Consider the following 23276-nt stretch of genomic DNA (forward strand, 5'->3'; position numbering starts at 1 on the left):
AATGGAAAATAAACCTAGAAAAGCTATATTTGCAGGAAGCTTTGACCCAATTACTAATGGACATTTAGATATTATTTGCAGGGCTTCGAAGTTATTTGACGAATTACAAATAGGAGTCCTAAATAATCCTAATAAAAAAGGTCTATTTAGCTTTGATGAAAGAGTAGAACTTATAAAAAAAAGTACAAGCCATCTAGAGAATATAAAAGTTGTAACTTTTGATGGGCTATTAATAAGTTACTGTCAAGAAAATGGAATTGGAGCATTAGTTAGAGGTGTAAGAAGTGGTGCTGATGTTGATTATGAGCTTCAAATGGCTCATATGAATAGAGAGCTTAATCCAGATATAGAGACTATAATTTTACCAAGTTGTACAAAATATTCATTTATAAGTTCATCTTTAATAAAAGAGGTTTTGCTCTTTGATGCTGATATAAAAAATTTGGTTCCAAAAATTGTTTTGGAAGAATTAAAGAAAAAAACTACTGGGGGTAATTGATATATGAAGATAGATTTAGAAATGATTGAACTATTTGATCAATTAGAGGAGATAATTAGAAGTGCTTCTACAATTCCTTTTTCACATAAATGTACTGTAGATAAGGATGAAGTTCTAGCAATAGTTAATGATATAAGAACTTTAATACCAGAAGAAGTAACACAGGCAGTTTGGATAAATAAAGAAAGAAATAAAATAATAAGCCAAGCTAAACAAGATGCTACAAACATAGTTGAACAAGCACAAAAAGAAGCTGAAAGAATACAACAAGAATATCAGGAAAATATAGAAGAATTAAAGAAAAATTCTGAAGATGTAGTAAAAGCATATGTAGAGTCAAGCGAACCTGTTGTTCAAGCAGACCAAAGAGCTAAGGATATAGTTGACAGAGCTGAAAGAATAGCCAATGAGATAAGAATTGGTTCAATTGAATATGCAGAAGATGTACTTTCTAGTGTTGAGTATAATTTAAAAGAAATATTAGAAGAAATAAAAAGAGATAAAGCTGAACTTAGACCTAAAAAATAAATTTTTTTAAGTAGATAAAAACAGACCATATAATTATATGGTCTGTTTTTTATGGAGCAATTTAATAAAAGAGATTTTAAAATCAAAAATTTCACTAAAAAATTCTAGTTTATCTTAACTATATTGATTACTATAAAAAATAAAAATAGCAACGTTGCTATAGAAAAAAACTATAATAGAAAAATATATATAGAAAAAACTGATTAGACAAGAAATACATGCTTTGATAATATTTTAAATGGAGTAAAATTATGTAGAATTACAATGAAAAAAGAAAAACCAAACAAGATGGAGGGAATTAAAGTGAGTATGTTGAAAAAATTGTGTTCACTAGCTATGGTGGTAATTATGACTACAACACTTATAACAGGGTGTTCAAGTGGTAGTGGAAAAGATGCAAAAAAGGATGGAGAAAAAGAAAAGCTAGTTCTTTGGATGCCACCAGTAGAAGATAATATGAAGGAAGTTTGGGACCCTATTTTAGATAAATTTGAGGAAAAAAATAACTGTGAAGTAGATTTACAGATAATTCCTTGGGAAAATTATTCAGAAAAATTTGCAACAGCCATAAGTGCTGATGAAGGCCCTGATGTTGGGTATATGTATGCAGAAATGTATCCTCAGTTTATACAAAGTGGAGCAGTAGAAGATTTAACTAACTATGCAACTAAAGAAGATAAAGAACAATCTATTTACATAAAAACATCTGAAATGATGGGTGGAATGTATGGAATGCCATTCCAAGCAGCAAATCCAGGTGTATTATACTATAACAAAGATATTCTAGATAAGATAGGAGAAAAACCTCCTAAAACATGGGAAGATTTTAAAAGAATCTGCCAAAAAGCAACAAAGGATACTGATGGCGATGGAAAAGTAGACCAATGGGGATTAGCTCAAGGATGGGGAGCTAAAACTTTTGGTAACATGAACTGGAACTGGTATCCATATTTATGGCAAGCTGGTGGAGACATATTTAATGACGATTTAAAATCAGTTAAATTTAATGATAAGAGTGGTTTAGACGCGGCTAATTTCTTAAAAGAATTACAAGCATATGTACCTGAAGATTCTTTATCTAAAGATAGTAATGAAATGATAGAAAGTGTATTTGGACCAGGAAAAGCAGCATTTACTATAATGTTGTCTTCTGCTGCAACAAGTGTATTTGATAAGTCATTTCCAGATTTAAATTGGGGATTTGTAACTGGTTTAGAAGATAAGAAAGCTGCAACTTTTGGAGCAGTAGACCATTTATCTTTAATGTCATCAGCAAAAGATAAAAAACTTGCATATAAATTAATACAACATATGTTAAGTGTTGAATCAATGACAGAATTCCATAAAGCAATACCAAGAGCACCAATAACAAAAGGTGAACCATATCAAGGTGATGAAAGATTTAAAGAAATGGTTGAAAATGATAAGGATGTATATAGACCATTAGTAGTAGGACCACATGGTGTTGAAATATATGAATATTTATGGAAAGAACTTCAAACTATGATTTCAGGAGATAAAACTCCAAAACAAGCATTAGATGATGCTGCAAAATATTCAAATGATTTATTAGCACAATAAAAGTTTAAGGCTGTAAGATGTTATAAAATACTTTACAGATTAAAATTAGCATTGTATTTATAAGTACAATGCTAATATTTATATTGGAGAGGATAAAAATGAATAACTTAGTTAGAGAGTTTGAAGAAAATTCAACAAGAAAAAAATTAAAACTAAATATTAAACCATATATATACATATTACCATTGGGCATAATTTTAGTGACATTTTATGTATTACCAATAATAATGTCAATATACTTTAGTTTTACAAAGTACAATATTATTAGTCCAGCAACATTTATAGGTTTAGAAAATTATAAAAAATTATTCACAGATGAAACATTAAAAGTATCTATTATAAATACAATTAAATTTGCTGTTGTAGTAGTACCTTGCCAGACTATTTTATCATTGATTTTGGCAGTTTGGATTACAGGAAAAGGAAATAGTAAAATAGCTTCATTTGCTAAAGGAGCTATATTTATACCTGTATTATCATCTATGGTTTTGATTGGTATGGTATGGAGAGCTTTATTAAATGGAGAAGGTTCAATTATATATCAATTATTAGGTGCTTTTGGAATAGAATCATCTAAACTTTTGGGTGATAGTAAGACAGCACTTCCTACACTTATGTTTATATCTATGTGGAAAAACATAGGATATTTTATGGTAATTTATATTTCAGCTATAATGAATTTACCAAAACATTGTTATGAGGTGGCAAAGGTTGATGGAGCTACAAAACTTCAAGAATTTATGAAAATAACAGTTCCATTACTAAAGCCAACTACAATAATGGTTGTGTTTTTAGGAACAATATGGTCGTTACAAGTGTTTGACTTGGTTTATACTGTGACAGGTGGAGGTCCAGGTATATCTACTATGAGTATAGTTATGCACGCATTTAACTTAAACTTTAAAAATTTCAATTCTGGATATGCAATGACTGTAGCAAATGTATTATTTTTGTTGATAGCAGTAGTTTCAATTTTACAAAATAAGCTTGTAAAACGAGACAGTTCAGATTTTTAGAAAGGTAGGTATAATATGAAAACAACAAAGAGATTATTGAGTGATGGGTTGCTGTTATTTATAGCATGTGCAAGCTTAGTACCATTTATATATATGTTGATAATATCATTAAAGGTAACATATAATTCGTACAATTTGGATATATCTTTTTCAACAGTAACACTTCAAAACTATATAGATATATTTACCAAAAAAGGATTTATGCAATATTTTTTAAACACAACTATAGTATCTTTTTCAGGAGTACTGTTAAATTTAGTATTTAGTACATTAGCAGGGTATTCTTTTGCGAAGATGGATTTTAAAGGTAGTGATAAGTTATTTTTATTTATGATAATGACTTTAATTATACCATCTCAAGTTACAATGATACCACTTTATATAATAATGAAACACTTAGGATGGATAAATAGTTATTTGGCTCTTATTATGCCAATACCAACTGCATTTGGTGTATTTATAATGAGACAAGCTATTTTAGGAGTACCAAAAGAACTCTTAGAATCAGCAAAAATAGATGGTTGTTCAGACCTTAGAATTTTAGTACAAATAGTGTTACCTCTAATCAAACCAGCATTAATTACACTAGCTATATTTACTTTTATGGGAGCATGGAATGAGTTTATGTGGCCTCTTATAGCAACAACTAAAGATGCAATGAGGACATTAACAGTAGGGCTATCCACTCTTAAGACATTCCAGATAACGAATTATGGACAAATGATGGCAGGAGCAACAATAACATTTTTACCTCCATTTATTTTCTATTTAATTTTACAAAGTAAATTTGTTGAAGGTGTATCTTTATCTGGTATAAAAGGTTAAATAGTCTATTTTAAAAATACAAAATAAAATTTATAGATGCGGAGGAAATTAAAACATGGAAATTTCATATGTATTGAAAGATTGCACATTTAAACACAATAAATACTCAGTTATAGAAGCTGAAACTTGGGAACATAAGGATTTAAATATTGTAGTAGCTAGAGGTGAAAAATTTGCCTTTCAAATTATGTTGAAAGCTACAGAAGAATTTAATTGCACAATTGATGGTAGTAGTGCTATATCATGGAAAGGCTTGGGAAATAGAGTAAGATTAGAACTAAATGTGTCTGATGGATTAGAAAACAATTTTAGTATAAATATATTAGGGTATGTTCAAGATGATACAAAAGCATTTGTAAATGATGCTATTTTGAGAGATAAAGATGTGCTAGTGGAACAATATTTGCCTCAAACGTTTTGGATTGAAGGGCAAGTACCTGAGGCTTTTTTAGGAAATAACTTTAATATAAGTATTGATATATTTAAAAGCTTTGGATATGAAGATGAAGAAAAAGTTTGTACAGTTGATGTGCCAATAGAAGTAAAAAATGTTGTGTTAAAGCCTTTAGACGAAAGTAAATTCTTTTTAGATTTATGGCAACATCCAAGTTGTCTAGCTAGAATGTATAAAGTTGAATTGTGGTCTGATATACATTTTGAGATAATAGATAATTATCTCAAAGAACTAGCATCTTTAGGAGAAAAAGTTGCAACAGTTATAGTTTCAGATTATCCATGGGCAGGTCAAAGTTGTTATAAAGTTTATAAAAATCCATCAAACTTATACGAATACAATATGGTGGGTGTATCAAAAGATTTAGATGGAAATATCAAGTGTAATTTTGAAAGCATGGACAAATATATAAGTATAGCTAGTAAGTACAAAATGGCTCAGGAGATAGATTTATTTGGTCTGTTGGGTAATTGGTGTGCTGGAGAGTTTGGAAACCCGATAGAGGGCTACAAAGACCCTATAAGAGTAAGATACTTTGATGAAAAAGACAAAGTGTTTAAATTTATAAATAATACAGATGATTTAAAAGCGTATATAGGGTTAGTATTAAATCATTTAATAGAATGTGATCTATGGGATAGCGTCAGAATTATAGCTGATGAACCAAATAATCCAGAGGTCGTAAAAGAGTGTATCGAATTTATAAACTCTACTGTAAGTACTCATCAAGTTAAATATAAATCAGCAACTCATGACCAAAATTTTTTAGATAGAGCCAAAGATGAAGTTGATGATATGTCAATAAATTTAAAACTTACTATTCAAAATTATAAAGATATAGAAAATCTAAAGAAAAAAATGCATGATAAAGGCGGAATATTGACTTGGTTTGTTTGTTGTTTCCCAGAAAAACCAAATAGTTTTATAAGTTCTCCTTTTGTAGAAAATAGAATAATAGGGTGGTATACTTATTATTTTGGTCTTGATGGATTTTTAAGATGGGATTATAATTTATGGACAGAAGACCCTTGGAAAGACGCAAGTTATAAATTCCCTATTTGGAAAGCTGGAGATATGTTCTTTGTTTATCCTGGAAAAGACTTAAAGCCTGTTAGAAGTGTTAGAATGGAAAACTTAAGATTTGGCATACAAGATTTTGAGTTATTCACCATGTTAGAAAAAGAAAAGGGAAGAGAATATATAGAAGTTGAGCTTATGCAAACTTTGTTAAATAAAAAAGAAAATGCTGAGATTAAAGGTTTTGGAAATATAGAGCTTGGATATTCACTAGATAATTGTGGATATGATAAGATAAAAAAACAAGTTTTAGATTTGTTAGATAAATTGTAAAAAAAATAAGGGCAGTATATCTTAAAATAATTTTAATTATTTTAAGATATACTGCCCTTATTTTTTAAAGAATATTTGAGAAAAAATTTATAAAGAAGCATAATTAGACATGACATGATATAATTTAAATTGTTATAATAGGGTATTAATTATATTAAGGCTACTGCGGATAGAATAAACTTATTAAAATGTATCATACAAAAATGAAATTGTTAGGAGGAGAGTAATATAAAAAGAATAGGTATTAGTATAACAGCTTTTTTAAGTATAGTTTTTGTTGGCGTTTGTTTTGTAATAAGGGGAAATAGTGATACAGTTACAATGCAACGAGGAATAAATATAGGAAATTCATTGGAATCACCAAAAGATTTTCCTTGGGATGTTAAAATGTCAAATAAATATTTTGATGATATAAAAAAGGCAGGTTTTGATACAGTTCGTATACCAGTAAGGTTTTCTGATTACACCTCAGATTCTAATGATTATAAAATTGATGAAGAATTCTTCAAAAAGATTGATGGGCATATAAAGTATGCATTGGATAAGGATTTAGTAGTTGTGCTAGATTTACATCACTTTGAAGAAATTATGCAAGAACCACAAACTAATAAAGAAAAGTTTTTAAAAATATGGCAGCAAATAGCTAGTAGGTATAAAAACTATGATAAAAACTTGGTATTTGAATTATTAAATGAACCTAAAGAAAGTTTGTCTTCACAGTTACTAAATGAATACTTTGAAGAAGCTATAAATATAATTAGAAAAACTAACCCTAAAAGGACAATTATAGTAGGTCCATATAATTACTATCAAATTGACTATTTAAAGGATTTGAATATTCCTAAAAATTCTAATATAGTAGTTTCATTTCACTATTATGAACCAAATGATTTTGCATTCCAAGGAAATATTTATCATAAAGGGTTTGAGCACTTAAGTAATATTACTTGGGAAGGAACAAATGAACAACTTGAGTATCTAAAGAAAAGATTTGATACAGTAGAGAAGTGGGCTAATAAAAATAATGTAAAAGTTTTCTTGGGAGAGTTTGGAATAACAAAAGAGGCACCAGAAGCTTCAAGAGTAGCTTGGATAAAAGCAGTAAGAGAAGAGGCTGAAAAACGAAATTTTTCATGGGCTTATTGGGAACTTGCTTCTGGATTTGGAATATATAATCAAGTTGAAGGTACTTGGGATGAAGATATATTGAATGCACTAATAGGAAAGAGGTGATTTGGTGAAGAAAAATTCAAAAAAGGTACTTATAACCTTAACTATTATTACTAATATTATATATATATTGTGGAGAATTTTTTATACAATACCCAAAGAAGAAGGGGCGTTTGCATTAATTTGTGCGATAATACTACTTTCAGTGGAGCTAATAGGAATGATGGAAATGTTTGTACATTATTATGGAATGTCTAATATTGAGTATCCTGAAAAGCCAATTATAAGTGAAGAACTTTATCCACATATAGATGTATTTATTGCAACATATAATGAGTCTGTTGATTTGGTGAGAAAAACAATAAATGGATGTCTTCATATGCAATATCCTGATAAGAAAAAGGTGCATATATACATATGTGATGATGGTAATCGTGAGGAAATGCGTCTTCTGTCAGAAAAAATGGGTGTCAATTATATAACTCGAACAGAAAGAGAAGGAGCTAAAGCTGGAAACCTAAATAATGCAATGCAACAGACAAACTCTCCTTTAATTGCTACGTTTGACGCAGATATGATACCTATGCATGATTTTTTAATTGATACAGTACCATACTTTTTAAAAAATGAGCAAGCTAAAAAAGATGGAGAAAAAGAACAATACGAAAAGATTGGTTTTGTGCAAACACCACAAAGTTTCTATAATCCAGATTTATTTCAATTTAATTTACACTCTGAAGGTAGAATACCAAATGAACAAGATTATTTTTATAGAGATATTCAGTTAGCTAGAAATAAAACCAATTCTGTAATTTATGGTGGTAGTAATACAGTTATTTCAAGAGAAGCTTTAAACGAAGTTGGAGGATTTTATACTTTTTCTATCACAGAAGATTTTGCAACAGGGATTTTAATCCAAAGTAAAGGATATAGATGCTATGCTATTCCAGAGGTACATGCATCAGGATTGTCTCCAACAGATTTAAAAAGTCTTATTAAACAACGTGAAAGATGGGCACGTGGATGTATACAGACGGGCAGACGATTAAATATTTTGTTTAGAAAAGGTTTAGGATTTTGGCAGAAAATAAGTTATATTTCTTCAATTACTTATTGGTATGCAAGTATAAAGCGCTTTACTTATATAATGGCTCCCATTTTATTTTCAGTCTTTAATGTAATTGTTGTAAAATGCACATTACTTCAAGTATTGATATTTTGGTTGCCTATGTATATTTTAAGTAGTCTATCTCTTAAAATATTTTCTCAAAATATAAGAAATACAAGATGGACTAACATATATGAAACTATAATGTTTCAGTCTTTAATGCCAGCAGTAATACTTGAAACATTTGCAATATCTAAGAATAAGTTTTCAGTGACTAATAAAAATAAAGCAGAAGAAAAAAGAATATATAAGGTCTTGCAGGGAGTACCATATTTTATCTACATAGTGTTATCTATAATAGGAATCTTAAAGATGTTTATATCAATATTTAAAATGAATTCAATGACATACTCAGTTGTACTGTTTTGGTTAATTGGAAATCTTTTTAACCTTATTATGGCAATGTTGTTTATATCAGGAAGACAGCAATTGAGAAAATCTGAGCGTTATGTTGCTGAAATTGATTTTAAACTAAAGCAAAATTCGTACATTCTTTCTTCAAAAACGATTGATATATCAGAAAATGGATTTGCATTTTTGTTGGAAAATCCAGAGTATATTTCTCCAGAAGAATTTGAGATAGAGTTTAGAGAAAAATCAGGAAATGAAATATATATAGCTAGTATGAAGGCAAAAATAGTTAATGTTGTGGAAATAAACTCGAAATGGAAGTATGCATGTTACATTACACACATTGAAGATAATCAATTTGATAATTGGATGTGTATTGTTCATGATAGGGTACCTACTTTGCCAATGACAATATCTAATCAATTAGGTTTTTTTGATGACTTGCAAATTAACGTAAAAAAACGTATTGAAAAATCCAAAACTTTATCGCGAAGAAGTCCAAGAATTAATACAGATTTTGAAAGCACTATAGAAAATATAGGTAAGGTAAAACTGGTAAATTTTAATTATCAGTATGTATTACTAAGTTTTGAAAATAAAAATATTTATCCTCAAAAAATAGAAATAGAACTTAATGAAGATATTATACTTGAATGTGATTTATGTGAAGGTAAAGCTGATGTGAGAGGTGTTCTATACAAGGTAAATAATATTGATAGTATAATGCAAAATTTATTTTTAAGAGAGGAAATGATGGAGTGGATATTACAACATAAAACAATTATAATTTCAAAACCTAATGAAAAGAAAGACGAATGCATAGATGAGTTTGAGCCTATGAAATATATTTAGGAGAGATAAAATGAAAATTTTAAAAGTGTTTTTGTGTTATTTAAAATATTTTATTTTAGTGTTTATTTTTTTTATAAACAGTACTTTTATAAGTTCAGCAATAAGTAATAAAAATTTAGATTTATCTTTTAAAAAGGTGGAAAGTAATTTAAGTGCTAACATTATACATGAAAATACAAGCATAAAAATAGAGACAGATAGTTCTAAAAATAATAAAGAACGTTATCTATATATTTATAAAAATATAAAGGAAGACTGGAATGGATTCCATAATTTTTATATTGAGATTCAAAATAAAAATAAAAGTTATCAGCGAATTAATTTAAATATACAAAGTAAGGATATGCTTGACTTTAAGTTAAAAGAAGGTAGCGAAATATTTATTGAAAATCAAAATATAATATATTCAGATAAAATAAAAGATGGATGCATAGATATACCAGGTGAGTTTGAGGGAAAAATTTATGTAAATTTTAGCAGTTTTATAAATGATAAAAATAATGTCGTGTTAGATTCAAATGTGCTATCAGATATTAATGGGTGGGGAATTACATTTATTCCATCTAATGAAGAACATAATGTTATTACAATAGGAAAAGTATCTTTACTTTTAGAGGAGCAACTTGAATCTTTGCATAATATTAAAATAATTGGTGATGAAGAAGTACAAATACCTGTATTGGGTCAAAGTATAAGTCAATATAAAGTGTCAGGACTAGAAAATAGTTCAAAAATTAAGTACTCATTTGTAAAAAAACAAAACAATGTAAATATATCTCAAGAAGGTAAATTAACATTAAATGATGAAGTACAACCTGGAGAAATTATTTTACAAGTTAATGTTGATGACAAATTTAAAGTTGGAAAGAAGATAGCATTGACTCAGTCTTGGAGTATTAATCAAAAAGATAAAGATGGTGTTCCATATACTTTAGTAGCTCCTAAACAATCACCAACAGTACAAAATATGAAAACAGTAAATTTTATAAATAACAGTTTGAATTTTATTCGCATTTTATTTATATCCTTAGTAGTAATATGCTTAGGAATATACTTATATTGGAAAAAATACTCAAAAACTGAGTAAAGAGAGGAGGTATAGCATGTTATTTTCAAGTTTGATTTTTTTATTTTATTTTTTGCCAACAACTTTGGTATTATATTATTTATTTAGATTTAATCGGACAATCCAAAATATGATATTACTTATTGTTAGTTTATTTTTTTATGCATGGGGAGAACCGAAATTTGTTGTTATTATGATAGCTTCGATAATAATGAACTATATATTTGGTTTACTAGTAGATAGATACAGAAAAAGTAAAGGAAAAGTAAGGCTTATTTTGATTTTGATGTGTATATATAATATAGGTGTTCTATTTATATTTAAATATCTAGCTTTTGCATTAAGAAATATTAGTTCACTTATTAATACAGAACTTGCCATTCCAAGTATTGTTTTACCTATAGGTATTTCATTTTTTACCTTTCAAGGAATGTCTTATGTTATAGATGTTTATCGTAGACATGGAGAAGTTCAAAAGAATCCTTTTTATGTAGGATTATATATAGCTTTTTTTCCACAATTAATAGCAGGACCTATAGTTAGATATGAAAGTGTTGCAGAACAAATTCATAACAGAAAAGAAACATGGAATAAATTTTCTATTGGAACCTGTAGGTTTATAACTGGTTTAGGTAAAAAAGTATTAATTTCTAATAATATGGCAATAGTAGCAGATTATATTTACACTATGAATAGTCAAGGTTCAATAGCTGCATCGTTGGCTTGGCTTGGTTCAATAGCTTATACTTTACAAATATTTTTTGACTTTTCTGCGTATTCGGATATGGCTATAGGTTTAGGTCTTATGTTTGGTTTTAAATTTGAAGAAAACTTTAATTATCCATATATTTCAAAATCAATTTCTGAGTTTTGGAGAAGATGGCATATTTCTTTAGGAATGTGGTTTAAGAGTTATATATACTTTCCACTTGGTGGTTCTAGAGTTTTAAATAAAGACATTATGATTAGAAATATGTTTATAGTATGGTTATTTACTGGAATATGGCATGGTGCAGAATGGACATTTGTGATTTGGGGGATTTTGAATTTTGTTTTTTTAATTATAGAGAGATTCATAATGTTTGAAAAGATTGAAAATCATAATCTCATAAAACATATCTATACTTTACTAGTAGTAAACTTTGGATGGGTACTGTTCAGAGCTCCAAATTTAAATGAAGCATATAACTATTTTAAAGCTATGTTTGGTGCAAGTGGAGTTATATGGAGTGATTATACATATATGTTCTTGAAAGAATATTTGATTTTCTTTATATTTGCATTTATTTTTAGTGTACCTATTGCAAAGAAAGTTAATAAATTTGTTGTTGAACAAGCTAAATACAGTACATTATTTAATTTATTTTATCCAATTTGTTCTATTTTATTGTTCTTTATTTCTGTGACATATTTAGTAACTGGAAGTTATAATCCATTTATTTACTTTAATTTTTAGCTGAGGAGGAAAAGTATGAATAGATTTTTTAAAGTAAGGCTAATAACTACAATTATATTCTTAGTTGTTTTATTCACCTTCTCTATCTCTAATATCTGTTATTCTGGAAAAGATATGATACAAGAAATAAAAAATTCAATTAATGATAAGAATAGTTTAAAGGATACTATATCATCCATTGATAATACAGTAAATGACAAAGTGATATATAAAAATACTTTTATTGAAACTTATGGATATTTGCAAAAACTAATGGGTAAAAATGAATTTTCAAAGTTTAGTGTTGTGAAAGATACTTCTGGAAAAATGCATTACACATATTTTGCTAAATCTCCAAATCAAGTTGATGTATTGGTAGATAGAGTAAGTAAGTTCTCTAAGGAAATGGATAAACAAAATACTAAATTGGTTTATTTAATGACTCCAGATAAATATATAAAAGGAGTAACACAGTTTCCTAAAGGCATACCTTATTCCTATAGTAATGAGACAGCAGATACTTTTTTAAATGAACTAAAAAAGGATAATGTTGACTATATAGATTTTAGAGAAAATATTTTAAAAAGTGGTATTTCAAAAGATGATTTATTCTTTAAAACAGACCACCATTGGAAAGTAGAGACTTCTTTTTGGGCATTTGGAGAATTAATTGAACAGCTTAATAAAAAATATAATATGAAATTAGATGAAAATTATTATTATAGAGATAAGGAAAACTATAATTCGATTGTATATCCTAGGTCATTTCTTGGTTCTATGGGAAGAAAGACAGGAGTTTTATATGGTGGGATAGATGATTTTACACTAATTTATCCTAAATTTAAGACAAATTATACATACTATACAGATTCTAAATCTCAAAAATTTGAATTAAAAGGAAGGTTTGAAGAGAGTTTGATATTATCATATCCTTTTAATGCTGACCTTAATTTAATGGATGGACAATCAGATAAATATTTTACATATTTATTGGGGAATCGTCCACTAGTTAAAATTAAAAATATAGAAAATCCAGAAGGATTAAAAGTGTTATTTGTTAAGGACTCATTAATTGTACCAACAGCAGCATTCTTTTCTTCTGTTTGTTCAACTATGGATATGATAGACCCTAGATATTATGATGGAGATATATTAGAATATGCAAAGTCTCAAGATTATGACTTTGTTTTTATATCTGTATATCCTCAAAACCTTACAAAAGAATTTTTTCCATTTTGTAAATAAAATAAAAAATAAATGGCTAACTTTGTACTATGTCAGCCATTTATTTTTTATGATTCTTTTTAAGAAATATTTTTCTTATTGAATACTTCTTTATCAACTTTTCCAATTGATTTACCTACAGTAATTGAAGATACCATAGCTCCATTGACATTTATCATTGTACGTCCCATATCTAGTATAGGGTCTATTGCAAGTATTCCACCAACTAGTGGGAAATAAGAACCAAGACCTACTCCAGAAATAACAACCGAAACAGCTATTGTAGCAGTCCCTGGAAGTCCTGCTATCCCAAGTGAACTAATTGTTATAACAATTAACAGCATAACATAAAAACTGATATCCATATTTACTCCAGCCATATTAGCAAGAGTAACAGCCATTAAAGCAGGATATATGCCAGCACAACCATTCATACCCATATTTGCACCTAAACTTGCTATAAAGCTTGATACACCCTCATCAACTCCGTGATTTTGTACTAAACTTTCTATCGTAACAGGCAATGTTCCCAAACTAGAACGTGAAGTAAATGCTAGAAGTAGAGCTTCAGTTGAATTTTTTATATAAGTAATAGGATTTAGACCATTTAAAGTTATAAAAATTAAATGTATAACAAATAATATTGCAACTGATATATAAAGAGCTAATATAAAATATAAAACAGAAATTATTGAACTAATACCTTGTGAAGTTATTGTATTTGCAAGTAGTGCAACTACAGCATAAGGCATAAATTTGATAACAGTCATAGAGACACTAACAATTATTTTGTAAGATGCTTCTATAAAATCTATAAATGGCTTTATAGTTTCAAAATGTTTTTTACTTAATCTCTTTATTGAGGTACCTATAAATGTAGCAAATATTATTGTAGCTACAATATTTCCATTTGCCATAGCCATTACAGGGTTTGATGGCAATAATCCTCTTAAAGTATCTACAAGAGAGTTTATTTCCTTAAGTTCTTGATTTCCACCTAAACTAGATAAATCAGCTCCTACTCCTAATTTCATTGTGTTTGCAACAACAATTCCAACAATTGCTGCTATAGCCGTAGTAATAAGGAGCATTCCTAGAGATTTAAATGTTAAAGTTCCAAGATTATTATCTTTCATGTTAATAATTACTTTTATAATTGATAAGAAAACCAAAGGTATTACTAACATTTTTAATAAGTCCATAAATCCAGAACCAAATAAACTATACCATTTGCTTACTTCTTGCAACCAAGTAATTTGAGTTGTATCAGTAGGAAAACCAGCAAAAGCTTGAATAATAATTCCTAATATAAGACCAATTATTGTAGCATATATTGTTCTCAATGAAAATTTGATTTTTTTCTTTTCAAATTGTCTAACAATAAAAAATATACCTATAAGTAATACTATGAAAAAAATCGTTTTAAAATCTGTAATCATAAGAAATTGTGATAAGAATGAGCTTTCCAATATTTTTTCTCCTTTGTCTAAAAATAAATTTTTCTAAGTTTAAATGATATCAATATATTAAAAAAATGTCAATATTATATCACAATTTACCGAGATAGAATAAAATGATTTAATTTATCAAAATGTGATTAAATAGATGGAAATGGGGTATAATATATGTTTAAAGACTTTGGATTAGGGTAATAGATGTAAGAATAACTTTTATAAAATTTGATTTCAAATAAAAAAATGTTAAAAAAATAACTAAAAATTACCATGAAAATATATACATAGAATAGATATCAAATGAAAAGTTTAAAATAAGTAGAGAAATTAATTAGACGTCTAAGGAGAGATAAAATGAGAGTAATAATAATTGGTGGTGTTGCAGCTGGTATGAGTGCTGCAGCGAAATTAAAAAGAATTAAACCTGAATATGAGGTTGTAGTTTATGAAAAAACTGAAATAGTGTCTTTTGGAGCTTGTGGATTGCCATATTTTGTAGGTGGTTTTTTTGATGATGCTAATGATTTATTGGCAAGAACACCTGAAAAACTTAGAGAATCTGGTATTGATTTAAATATATTTAGAGAAGTTATTGCAGTTGATACTGAGTCTAAGAAAATAAAAATAAAAAATGTAAAAACAGATGAGATATACGAAGATTACTATGATAAATTGATGATAGCAACTGGGGCAAGAAGCATAATGCCTCCTATAAAAAATATAAATTTAAAAAATGTTTCTACACTAAAAAGCTTATATGATGGAGAATATCTAAAAAAATTATTAAGAGGAAAAGAAATAAAAAAAATAACTATAATAGGTGCTGGATTTATAGGATTAGAAGCAGTTGAAGCATGCAAGAAATTGGGTAAAGATGTACAAGTAGTTCAATTGGAAGAGAGAATATTACCACAAGTATTTGATAAGGAAATTACAGATGTCTTAGAGGATGAAATAAGGAATCACGATGTCAAATTGCATTTGAATGAGATAGTTGTAGAATTGTCTGGAAAAGATAGAGTGGAAAAAGTAATAACAAATAAAGGTGAAATAGATACAGATGTTGTGATAATTGCTACTGGTGTAAAACCAAACACGGAATTTTTACAAAACACAAATATAAAAACATTAAAAAATGGAGCTATAGTAGTTGATGAATATGGAAGAACTTCTGTTGAAGATATATATTCTGCTGGCGATTGTGCGACTATAAAGAATATAGTAAGCAATGAAAACGCATATATACCTTTAGCAACTGGAGCAAATAAATTAGGTAGGATAGTAGGAGAAAATCTAGCAGGTAAAGAAGTCTCTTATCAAGGTTCTCTATCTTCAAGTTGTATAAAGGTTATGGATATGGAGGCTGCCTCAACTGGAATTACAGAGAAACAAGCTAATGCTTTGGGATTAAACTTCAAATCCAAATTTATTTCTGATTATAATCAAACTCATTATTATCCTGGAAGAAATAAAATATATGTAAAACTTATTTATGATGCAGATACAAAAGTTATTTTAGGTGGGCAAGTAGCTGGTTTTAAAGATGCTGTTCAAAGAACTAATGTGTTAGCAGCTGCTATCTTTGGAAAAATGACTACAAGTCAACTTGGTATGTTAGATTTATGTTATGCTCCACCATTTGCAAGAACATGGGATGTATTAAATGTAGCTGGAAATGTATCTAAATAATTTTATCTAAGCAACTATTAATAATTAAATAATAGTAATAAATATTAAAGGAATGAGTTTACCCTAAAATAATTTTATCTAAGGTAAGCTCATTCCTAAATTTTTATTACGGATAATTTTTACTAAAGCTATAAAATTAATTATTCATCAAAGTTTAAGTGTAAACTAAGTCTATCTTCACCAATAATCGTATTTTCAAAAACGTTAGTAGCATTTTCTAAGTACATGTTAGGCATATCTAATGATGGGCTAAAGTGTGTCAATAAAAGTTGCTTAACATTTCCTAGTTTTGCAAGATTTGCAGCTTCTCTAAAAGTCATATGCTTGTTTTTGACAGCTTTTGAAATATCTAAATCATCACCATACATAGCTTCACATATAAATAAATCACTATCTTTTATAAAGTTAGGTATTGAGTCTATAGGTCTTGTGTCTGTTGTAAGACTTATTTTAACTCCTTTTCTTGATTCTCCTAAAACCATGTCTGGAGTGTATTTTTTTGAATTTAAAACAATACTTTGACCATTTTGAAGCTTTTTCCATATTGTTTTAGGAACTTTATTTTGAGTTGCTTTATTTATATCAAATTTAGGATTTCTTTTAAAATTAAAACTATATCCTATACACTCTATAGAATGTTCTAAAGGGATTGTTGAAATCTCTATGTTTTTTAAATACTCATTATCTAAAGAAAAACTACCTTGAGGATTTTCTATAATTTTTAAAGTATAGGGTATATATTCTACTAAATTTCTCATAGAACGAATACAATCAATTATTCCAATAGGGCCAACTATAGTTAAATCACTTGTACGACCGCTATTTCCAATCGTTGATAGAAGCCCTAAAAGTCCGAATATATGGTCACCATGTAAATGTGTTATACAAATCAAGTCTATATCTTTAAAGCCACATTTTTTCAACTTCATAGATACTTGAGTGCCTTCACCACAGTCAATTAGTATTTTTCTACCTTTATAATTCATAAATACAGAAGATAGAAATCTATGTGGCATGGGTACATTTCCACCACATCCAAGTAAAGTTAAATCTATCATTTTTTCCCCTTTCTAAAATTAACACAAATCTGTTGTTTGTTTTTATTATGATATCCTATTATAATTATTTTAACATTAAATACAACAATAAATGTGTATTTGAGTCAAGAAATATTAGTAAATAGAAATTTTGTATAATAATATACAAAAACTCTATAAGTATAACTTTACATTTATTTTTGAAAAATTTATAGGAGGTAAGTCTAATGAAACTGTCAAAGAGAATTATTATTTTATCATTGATGATACTGACTTTAGTAGGATGTAGTAATGGGGAAAGTAAAAAAACAGTTGAAGGTTCTAACAAAATTCAAAGTTCTAAAAAAGAAGAGCAAGCTATTGTAGTACATAAAGATGAAAATATATTAAAAGATAGGTATGAACCACCAAAAGGATTTAAAAGGGTTGAGGTAGAAAAAGGTAGTTTTGAAAGTTTTTTGAGGAATACTAAGTTGAAAAATTATGGTGAGAAAGTCAAGTATTACGATGGTAGGACTAAGGAATCAAAAGGCATCTATGATAGTGTATTCGATGTCGATATTGGCGATAGAGATTTGCATCAATGTGCAGATGCAATTATGCTTATGAGAGCAGAATACCTGTATCAGAATAAGAGATATGATGAAATAAGTTTTGACTTTGTGGATGGTTTTAAGGCTAAGTATTCAAAATGGGCAGAAGGTTATAGGATTTCAGTAAAAGATAGTGGTTCAAGTTGGTATAAAGCAAGTGAATATTCAACATCATATGAGAGTTTTAGAAAATTTATGGATATAGTATTTGCTTATTCAGGTACTTTATCGCTTGAAAAAGAATTAAAACCTGTACAACTTGATGATATGAAAATAGGGGATGTTTTTATAGTTGGAGGCAGTCCAGGACATGCAAGTATAATTATGGATATGGCAGAAAATGAAAAAACTGGAGAAAAGGTCTTTATGATAGCTCAAAGTTATATGCCTGCTCAACAAACTCAGCTTCTTATTAATCGTAAACAACCAAATTTAAGTCCTTGGTATAACTTGAATTTTGAGGGGGATTTAACAATTCCTCAATGGACTTTTAAAAGAGACCAGCTAAAAAGGTTCTAAAAAAATACATATAAAATAAATGAAAAATATAAGTGTGAAAAAATGTAATTAGATTAAAACCTGTTGGATATGGACAAAATTAAATTGATAGATAAATATTAAAAATCGAAATGATTAACTTTGTATATTTAAATATTTATCTAAAAAGCTTTATCTTAAAATAAGAGTCTTATTTTAAAGCTGAAACTAATTTTAGGAGGATAACTTATATTGAAAATTAGAAGATATTTAATTTTAGTAATTATAATTCTAATTACAACAGGCCAGAGTTTTATTTCTTATGGACTAGAGAGCTTTGAAGAAATAACTATTTTTCACACTAATGACATACATGGAAGATATGCTGAAGGTGATGAGTATATACAAATAGGTAATCTAGCTACATTAAAAAAGGAAACTCCAAATTCAATTTTAGTAGATGCAGGAGATTGCTTACATGGGTTACCAATAGTAAATATGAATAAAGGTGAAGATGCAATTGAATTAATTAAAAGTGTTGGATATGACTATATTACTCCAGGAAATCATGACTTCAATTATGGAAAGGATAGATTATTAGAGCTATCCAAAATTGCTAATTCAGGAGATAAAACTTTAAAATTTTTAGCATCAAATATATTTGAAGATGATAAGAGCATATTTGACAGTAATGATATAAAAGAAATAGATGGTATAAAAATAGGATTTTTTGGGCTTACAACTCAAGAAACAAAAAGTAAGACAGGCTCTAAAAATGTAGAAGGATTAGAGTTTAGAAATCCTATAGAAAGTGCAAAAGGGCAAGTAAATGAATTAAAAAGAAAAGGAGCTGATGTAATAGTTGCAATATCACATATTGGAACTAATAGTTTAAGTAAGCCAAATAGTATAGATATAGCAAATAAAGTTCATGGTATTGATTTAATTATTGATGGTCATAGCCATACTAAGTTTGAAAATGGTAAACAGGTTGGTGATACACTGATTGTAAGTACAGGGCAATACCTAGAACATATTGGTGAAGTAAAGTTAACATTGGATACTAATGATACAGAACATATAAAAATAGAAAATAAATCAGCAAGATTAATTGAAAAAGAAGAAGCATTAGAGTATAAGCTTGATTCTAACGTAAGTGAAAAGATTGGTGAAATAAAGAAACAGCAGGAAAAAGTTTTAGATAAAGTGATAGGAGTAACAAAAAATACTCTAGATGGCTCATATGAAAATGTAAGGACAAAAGAAACGAATCTAGGAAATTTAATAAATGATATCTTATTAGATAAAACTAAAGCAGATATTTCGCTATTTAACGGGGGGAATATAAGAGATACAATTGAAAAAGGGGATATAACAATAGGAAGTATTGCAGATGTATTCCCTTTTAGCAACACTATAGTTACTAAAAAACTTACAGGAGAACAAATTAAAAGTGTTTTAGAACATGGAGTAAAACTTTATCCAGAAAAAAATTCAGCCTTTTTACAAGTGGGTGGAATCTCATACTATTTTGACCCAAAGCAGAAAGAAGGAGAAAAAATAACTGGTATTATGAAAGATGGAAAATCTCTAGACATGAATAAAGAGTATACAGTTGCAACTAATGATTATATAGCACTAGGTGGAGATGAATTTCCTTGTTTATCAAAAGAGCCAATGTTAAAAGATTTTGGAAGTTTAGAAAGCGCAGTAATTGAGTATATAGAGTATAAAAAAGAAATCTGTAAGAGTGTAGATGGAAGAATTAGCATTAAAACCAAGGAAGAATTGATAATTAAAAGTAATGAGAGTAACTTAGTATTAAATGGTGATGAAGACAATTTAAATGATAGTGAAGACAGTATAAATAATGAGGATACTAAAAACTCAAATGAGAATAAACGTAAAAATTTAGACAAAATGAAAGCTAGAGAAAGTTCTAATATAAAAGCATCCAAAGCAGAAATTAAAGAGAAATCTCCTAAAACAGGCGATTTAGGTATAAAAGATAGTATGTTTATATTTGCAGCTTCAAGTGTTTTAATTTACTTATTTAACACTAACCAGATAAATTTAAAAAAGAAAAAATTAAAATGAAATAAATAATAAAATAGACTCAATATCTATTTATTAATAAATAGATATTGAGTCTTAGATAAAATATAAACTTAAGCAAAGGTAATTGGATGTTTAAATACTGGATTATCTTTGTTTTTTTATATTTAGTATAGTAATATCCAATCAATAATTGTACTCTTGATTAAAAATAAATATATTATTAACTTATTATTGGTATGTTTATTTTATTATCTAAGTGTGTAAAATCTTCTTGGTGATTAAAAAATATTTATAAATTGTCAAATAAAATGGCTTAGTTAGTATGATATAATTTAGCTAGTATACATAATAATGGAGGGGAAAAGCATGAATAATATATTACTTTTAGAAGATGATAAATCTTTAAATAGAGGGATTAGCTTTAAATTAAAAAAAGAAGGATACAATGTTTTTAATACATTTAGTATAGAAGAGGCAAGAGGTATTTTTTTCAAGGAGGATATAAATTTAATTATTTCTGATATAGGTCTACCAGATGGAAGTGGGTTTGATTTTTGTGAGGAGATTAGAAAGAAAAGTGATGTTTACATAATAATGCTTACAGCGCTTGATGAAGAAGTGGATATTGTTACAGGTTATGATTTAGGCGCAGATGATTATATTACAAAGCCATTTAGTTTGATGGTGTTAATCTCAAAAGTAAATGCATTTATGAAGAGGGTAAACACAGTAAAGAATTATACTTTATTGGTTTGTGATGATTTGTTTTTTTATTATATAGAAAATAAATTGATTATAAAAAATGATGACAAAGAAGAAGAAATAATTTTAAGTAAAACAGAAACTAAACTATTAAGATATTTGATGGAAAATTCAATGCAAGCTTTGACTAAAGAACAACTATTAGAATCTTTATGGGATAGTAGTGGTAATTTTGTAGATGATAATACAGTCGCAGTAAATATAAGAAGACTTAGACAAAAAGTAGAAAAAAATCCTTCTGAACCTAAGTATATAAAAACAGTAAGAGGAGTGGGATATATATGGGGAGAAAAGAGTATAAAAAAATGTTAAAAGATATAAATATCAAAGATAATTTGAGCATTAAAGAAGATTATATAATGAAAAAGGTTGTTATATATTCTATTTTATCTATGCTTGTAGTAACACTTGTATTTATATTTTTTGAATACAATAGACTATATGACTTATATGAACATCAAATAAAAAATACTCAAAGTATTGCAGGTATGTTGATTGAAAAATATCCAGATGATGAGGTAGATATAGTAAAGTCTATTTATAACTTTGACTATAGCAAGGCAGAGGTTGGAGAAAAAGCACTTGAAAAATTCGGATATGGGCTAGAAAATAAAATGTCAAATGATAAAAACTTTGGCATATATTTAAAATCTTTTTTTAAAGAATCAATTTTTGTTTTTTTAATAATGTTTATAGCTGTTACAGGAATAATATATTATTTTATAAGATATATAAACAAAAGATTAAGCAAGATTTATTTTATAGTGGAGCAAATGTCACAAGAAAATTATTTAAAAGAAGGTACCAAGTTAGATAGTTCTGGATATTTAGTAGAATACAATGAATATTTTAAAGAGGGTACATTTAGTAAGATTAACAACTGTCTGTATGAGTTAAATAGGAGCTTAAAGATAAAGTTTATTAAATTAGAAAAAGAAAAAGAAAGTGTAAAATCATTGGTAACAGATATTTCCCACCAATTAAAAACTCCTTTAGCATCATTAAAATTATACAATACATTACTTATAGAAGAAGATTTAGACGAAGATGAAGCACAGGAATTTTTATTGACTAATAAAAATTCTATAAATAAATTGGAAAACTTAATAAATTCTTTAGTCAACATATCAAGGCTAGAGATTAGTATGATAAGCATAAAAAAAGAAGATAATGACATAAAAAGTACTATTTTAAATGCTATAGAAAGTGTAACACCTAAAGCAAAAAGTAAAAATATAACATTAAAATTAAATGAATTTAATAGTAGAATTATACCTCATGATAAAAAATGGACTGAGGAAAGTATTTTTAATGTATTAGATAATGCTGTTAAGTATACAGAAAGAAATGGACAAGTAAATATATCTATAGAAGAGACTGTAAACTATTTTAAAATCATAATAGAGGATAATGGTAGAGGAATTGCAAAAAACGAATTTAATAATATATTTAAACGTTTTTATAGAGGAATAGATGAAGAAATTGAATCTATAGAAGGTAGTGGTGTAGGATTGTATTTAAGTAGAAAAATTTTAGAAGAACAAGGTGGTAATATTATGGTATCTTCTAACCTAGGAAAAGGAAGTAAATTTTCTTTGTTTCTTACAACTATGTAATGTTTACTGAAAGGAGAATGTAATCCTCTACATATATTATATAAGTATAAACAGCTCCACAAATTAAAAGT

At 27.7% G+C, this 23276-nt stretch carries 18 protein-coding genes; 16 read left to right on the forward strand and 2 right to left on the reverse strand.

Annotated elements, in window-relative coordinates:
• The first annotated feature begins 1 nt into the window (after position 1).
• The 11 genes from coaD to KGF36_RS00775 all read left to right on the forward strand — a co-directional run bounded on the left by coaD (position 2) and on the right by KGF36_RS00775 (position 13540).
• Positions 2-499: a pantetheine-phosphate adenylyltransferase gene (gene coaD / locus KGF36_RS00725; RefSeq protein WP_227432495.1), complete on the forward strand. Its 498-nt coding sequence runs from the start codon at positions 2-4 to the stop codon at positions 497-499.
• Between the two features lie 3 nt (positions 500-502).
• The gene (locus KGF36_RS00730) at positions 503-1027 is read left to right on the forward strand and encodes a hypothetical protein (RefSeq protein WP_227828134.1); all 525 of its coding nucleotides are present in this window, start codon (positions 503-505) and stop codon (positions 1025-1027) included.
• Between the two features lie 264 nt (positions 1028-1291).
• Positions 1292-2608: an ABC transporter substrate-binding protein gene (locus KGF36_RS00735; RefSeq protein ID WP_227828135.1), complete on the forward strand. Its 1317-nt coding sequence runs from the start codon at positions 1292-1294 to the stop codon at positions 2606-2608.
• 98 nt (positions 2609-2706) lie between these two features.
• Complete coding sequence (locus KGF36_RS00740) at positions 2707-3624, forward strand: carbohydrate ABC transporter permease (protein ID WP_227828136.1); 918 nt, start codon at positions 2707-2709, stop codon at positions 3622-3624.
• A gap of 15 nt (positions 3625-3639) precedes the next feature.
• Positions 3640-4449, forward strand: coding sequence for a carbohydrate ABC transporter permease (locus tag KGF36_RS00745; protein ID WP_227828137.1), 810 nt, complete (start codon positions 3640-3642; stop codon positions 4447-4449).
• Positions 4450-4504: 55 nt separating this feature from the next.
• Positions 4505-6253, forward strand: a complete 1749-nt coding sequence (locus tag KGF36_RS00750) for a DUF4091 domain-containing protein (protein WP_227854505.1) — start codon at positions 4505-4507, stop codon at positions 6251-6253.
• 387 nt (positions 6254-6640) lie between these two features.
• Entirely contained in the window at positions 6641-7486 is an 846-nt protein-coding gene (locus KGF36_RS00755; protein WP_227854506.1) for a glycoside hydrolase family 5 protein, read from the forward strand.
• 4 nt (positions 7487-7490) lie between these two features.
• Positions 7491-9794, forward strand: a complete 2304-nt coding sequence (locus tag KGF36_RS00760) for a glycosyltransferase (RefSeq protein WP_227854507.1) — start codon at positions 7491-7493, stop codon at positions 9792-9794.
• A gap of 10 nt (positions 9795-9804) precedes the next feature.
• Positions 9805-10881, forward strand: a complete 1077-nt coding sequence (locus KGF36_RS00765) for a hypothetical protein (RefSeq protein WP_227854508.1) — start codon at positions 9805-9807, stop codon at positions 10879-10881.
• 16 nt (positions 10882-10897) lie between these two features.
• Entirely contained in the window at positions 10898-12316 is a 1419-nt protein-coding gene (locus KGF36_RS00770; protein ID WP_227828142.1) for an MBOAT family O-acyltransferase, read from the forward strand.
• A 15-nt stretch (positions 12317-12331) separates the two neighbouring features.
• Positions 12332-13540, forward strand: a complete 1209-nt coding sequence (locus tag KGF36_RS00775; RefSeq protein WP_227828143.1) for an alginate O-acetyltransferase AlgX-related protein — start codon at positions 12332-12334, stop codon at positions 13538-13540.
• A gap of 59 nt (positions 13541-13599) precedes the next feature.
• On the opposite strand, the gene KGF36_RS00780 is transcribed toward KGF36_RS00775, so the two are convergent.
• A complete protein-coding gene (locus tag KGF36_RS00780; RefSeq protein WP_227828144.1) occupies positions 13600-14988 on the reverse strand; it encodes a cation:dicarboxylate symporter family transporter in 1389 nt (462 codons plus the stop codon).
• A 339-nt stretch (positions 14989-15327) separates the two neighbouring features.
• On the opposite strand from KGF36_RS00780, the gene KGF36_RS00785 reads away from it, so the two are divergent.
• Positions 15328-16662, forward strand: a complete 1335-nt coding sequence (locus KGF36_RS00785; protein ID WP_227828145.1) for a CoA-disulfide reductase — start codon at positions 15328-15330, stop codon at positions 16660-16662.
• Between the two features lie 140 nt (positions 16663-16802).
• Here the strand turns inward: KGF36_RS00785 and KGF36_RS00790 are convergent, their stop codons facing one another.
• Positions 16803-17720: a ribonuclease Z gene (locus tag KGF36_RS00790; protein WP_227828146.1), complete on the reverse strand. Its 918-nt coding sequence runs from the start codon at positions 17718-17720 to the stop codon at positions 16803-16805.
• A gap of 206 nt (positions 17721-17926) precedes the next feature.
• Here KGF36_RS00790 and KGF36_RS00795 point away from each other — a divergent pair, with 206 nt between their 5' ends.
• The 4 genes from KGF36_RS00795 to KGF36_RS00810 all read left to right on the forward strand — a co-directional run bounded on the left by KGF36_RS00795 (position 17927) and on the right by KGF36_RS00810 (position 23205).
• On the forward strand, positions 17927-18811 hold the full coding sequence (locus KGF36_RS00795; protein ID WP_227828147.1) for a DUF4846 domain-containing protein: 885 nt from the start codon (positions 17927-17929) through the stop codon (positions 18809-18811).
• 210 nt (positions 18812-19021) lie between these two features.
• Complete coding sequence (locus tag KGF36_RS00800; protein ID WP_227828148.1) at positions 19022-20866, forward strand: bifunctional metallophosphatase/5'-nucleotidase; 1845 nt, start codon at positions 19022-19024, stop codon at positions 20864-20866.
• A 327-nt stretch (positions 20867-21193) separates the two neighbouring features.
• Positions 21194-21901: a response regulator transcription factor gene (locus KGF36_RS00805; protein WP_227854509.1), complete on the forward strand. Its 708-nt coding sequence runs from the start codon at positions 21194-21196 to the stop codon at positions 21899-21901.
• Entirely contained in the window at positions 21871-23205 is a 1335-nt protein-coding gene (locus tag KGF36_RS00810) for a sensor histidine kinase (RefSeq protein WP_227854510.1), read from the forward strand. The genes KGF36_RS00805 and KGF36_RS00810 overlap by 31 nt, the downstream gene beginning before the upstream one ends.
• Positions 23206-23276: the final 71 nt, after the last annotated feature.

Source organism: Clostridioides sp. ZZV14-6009 (assembly GCF_020658095.1).
Classification (GTDB): domain Bacteria; phylum Bacillota; class Clostridia; order Peptostreptococcales; family Peptostreptococcaceae; genus Clostridioides.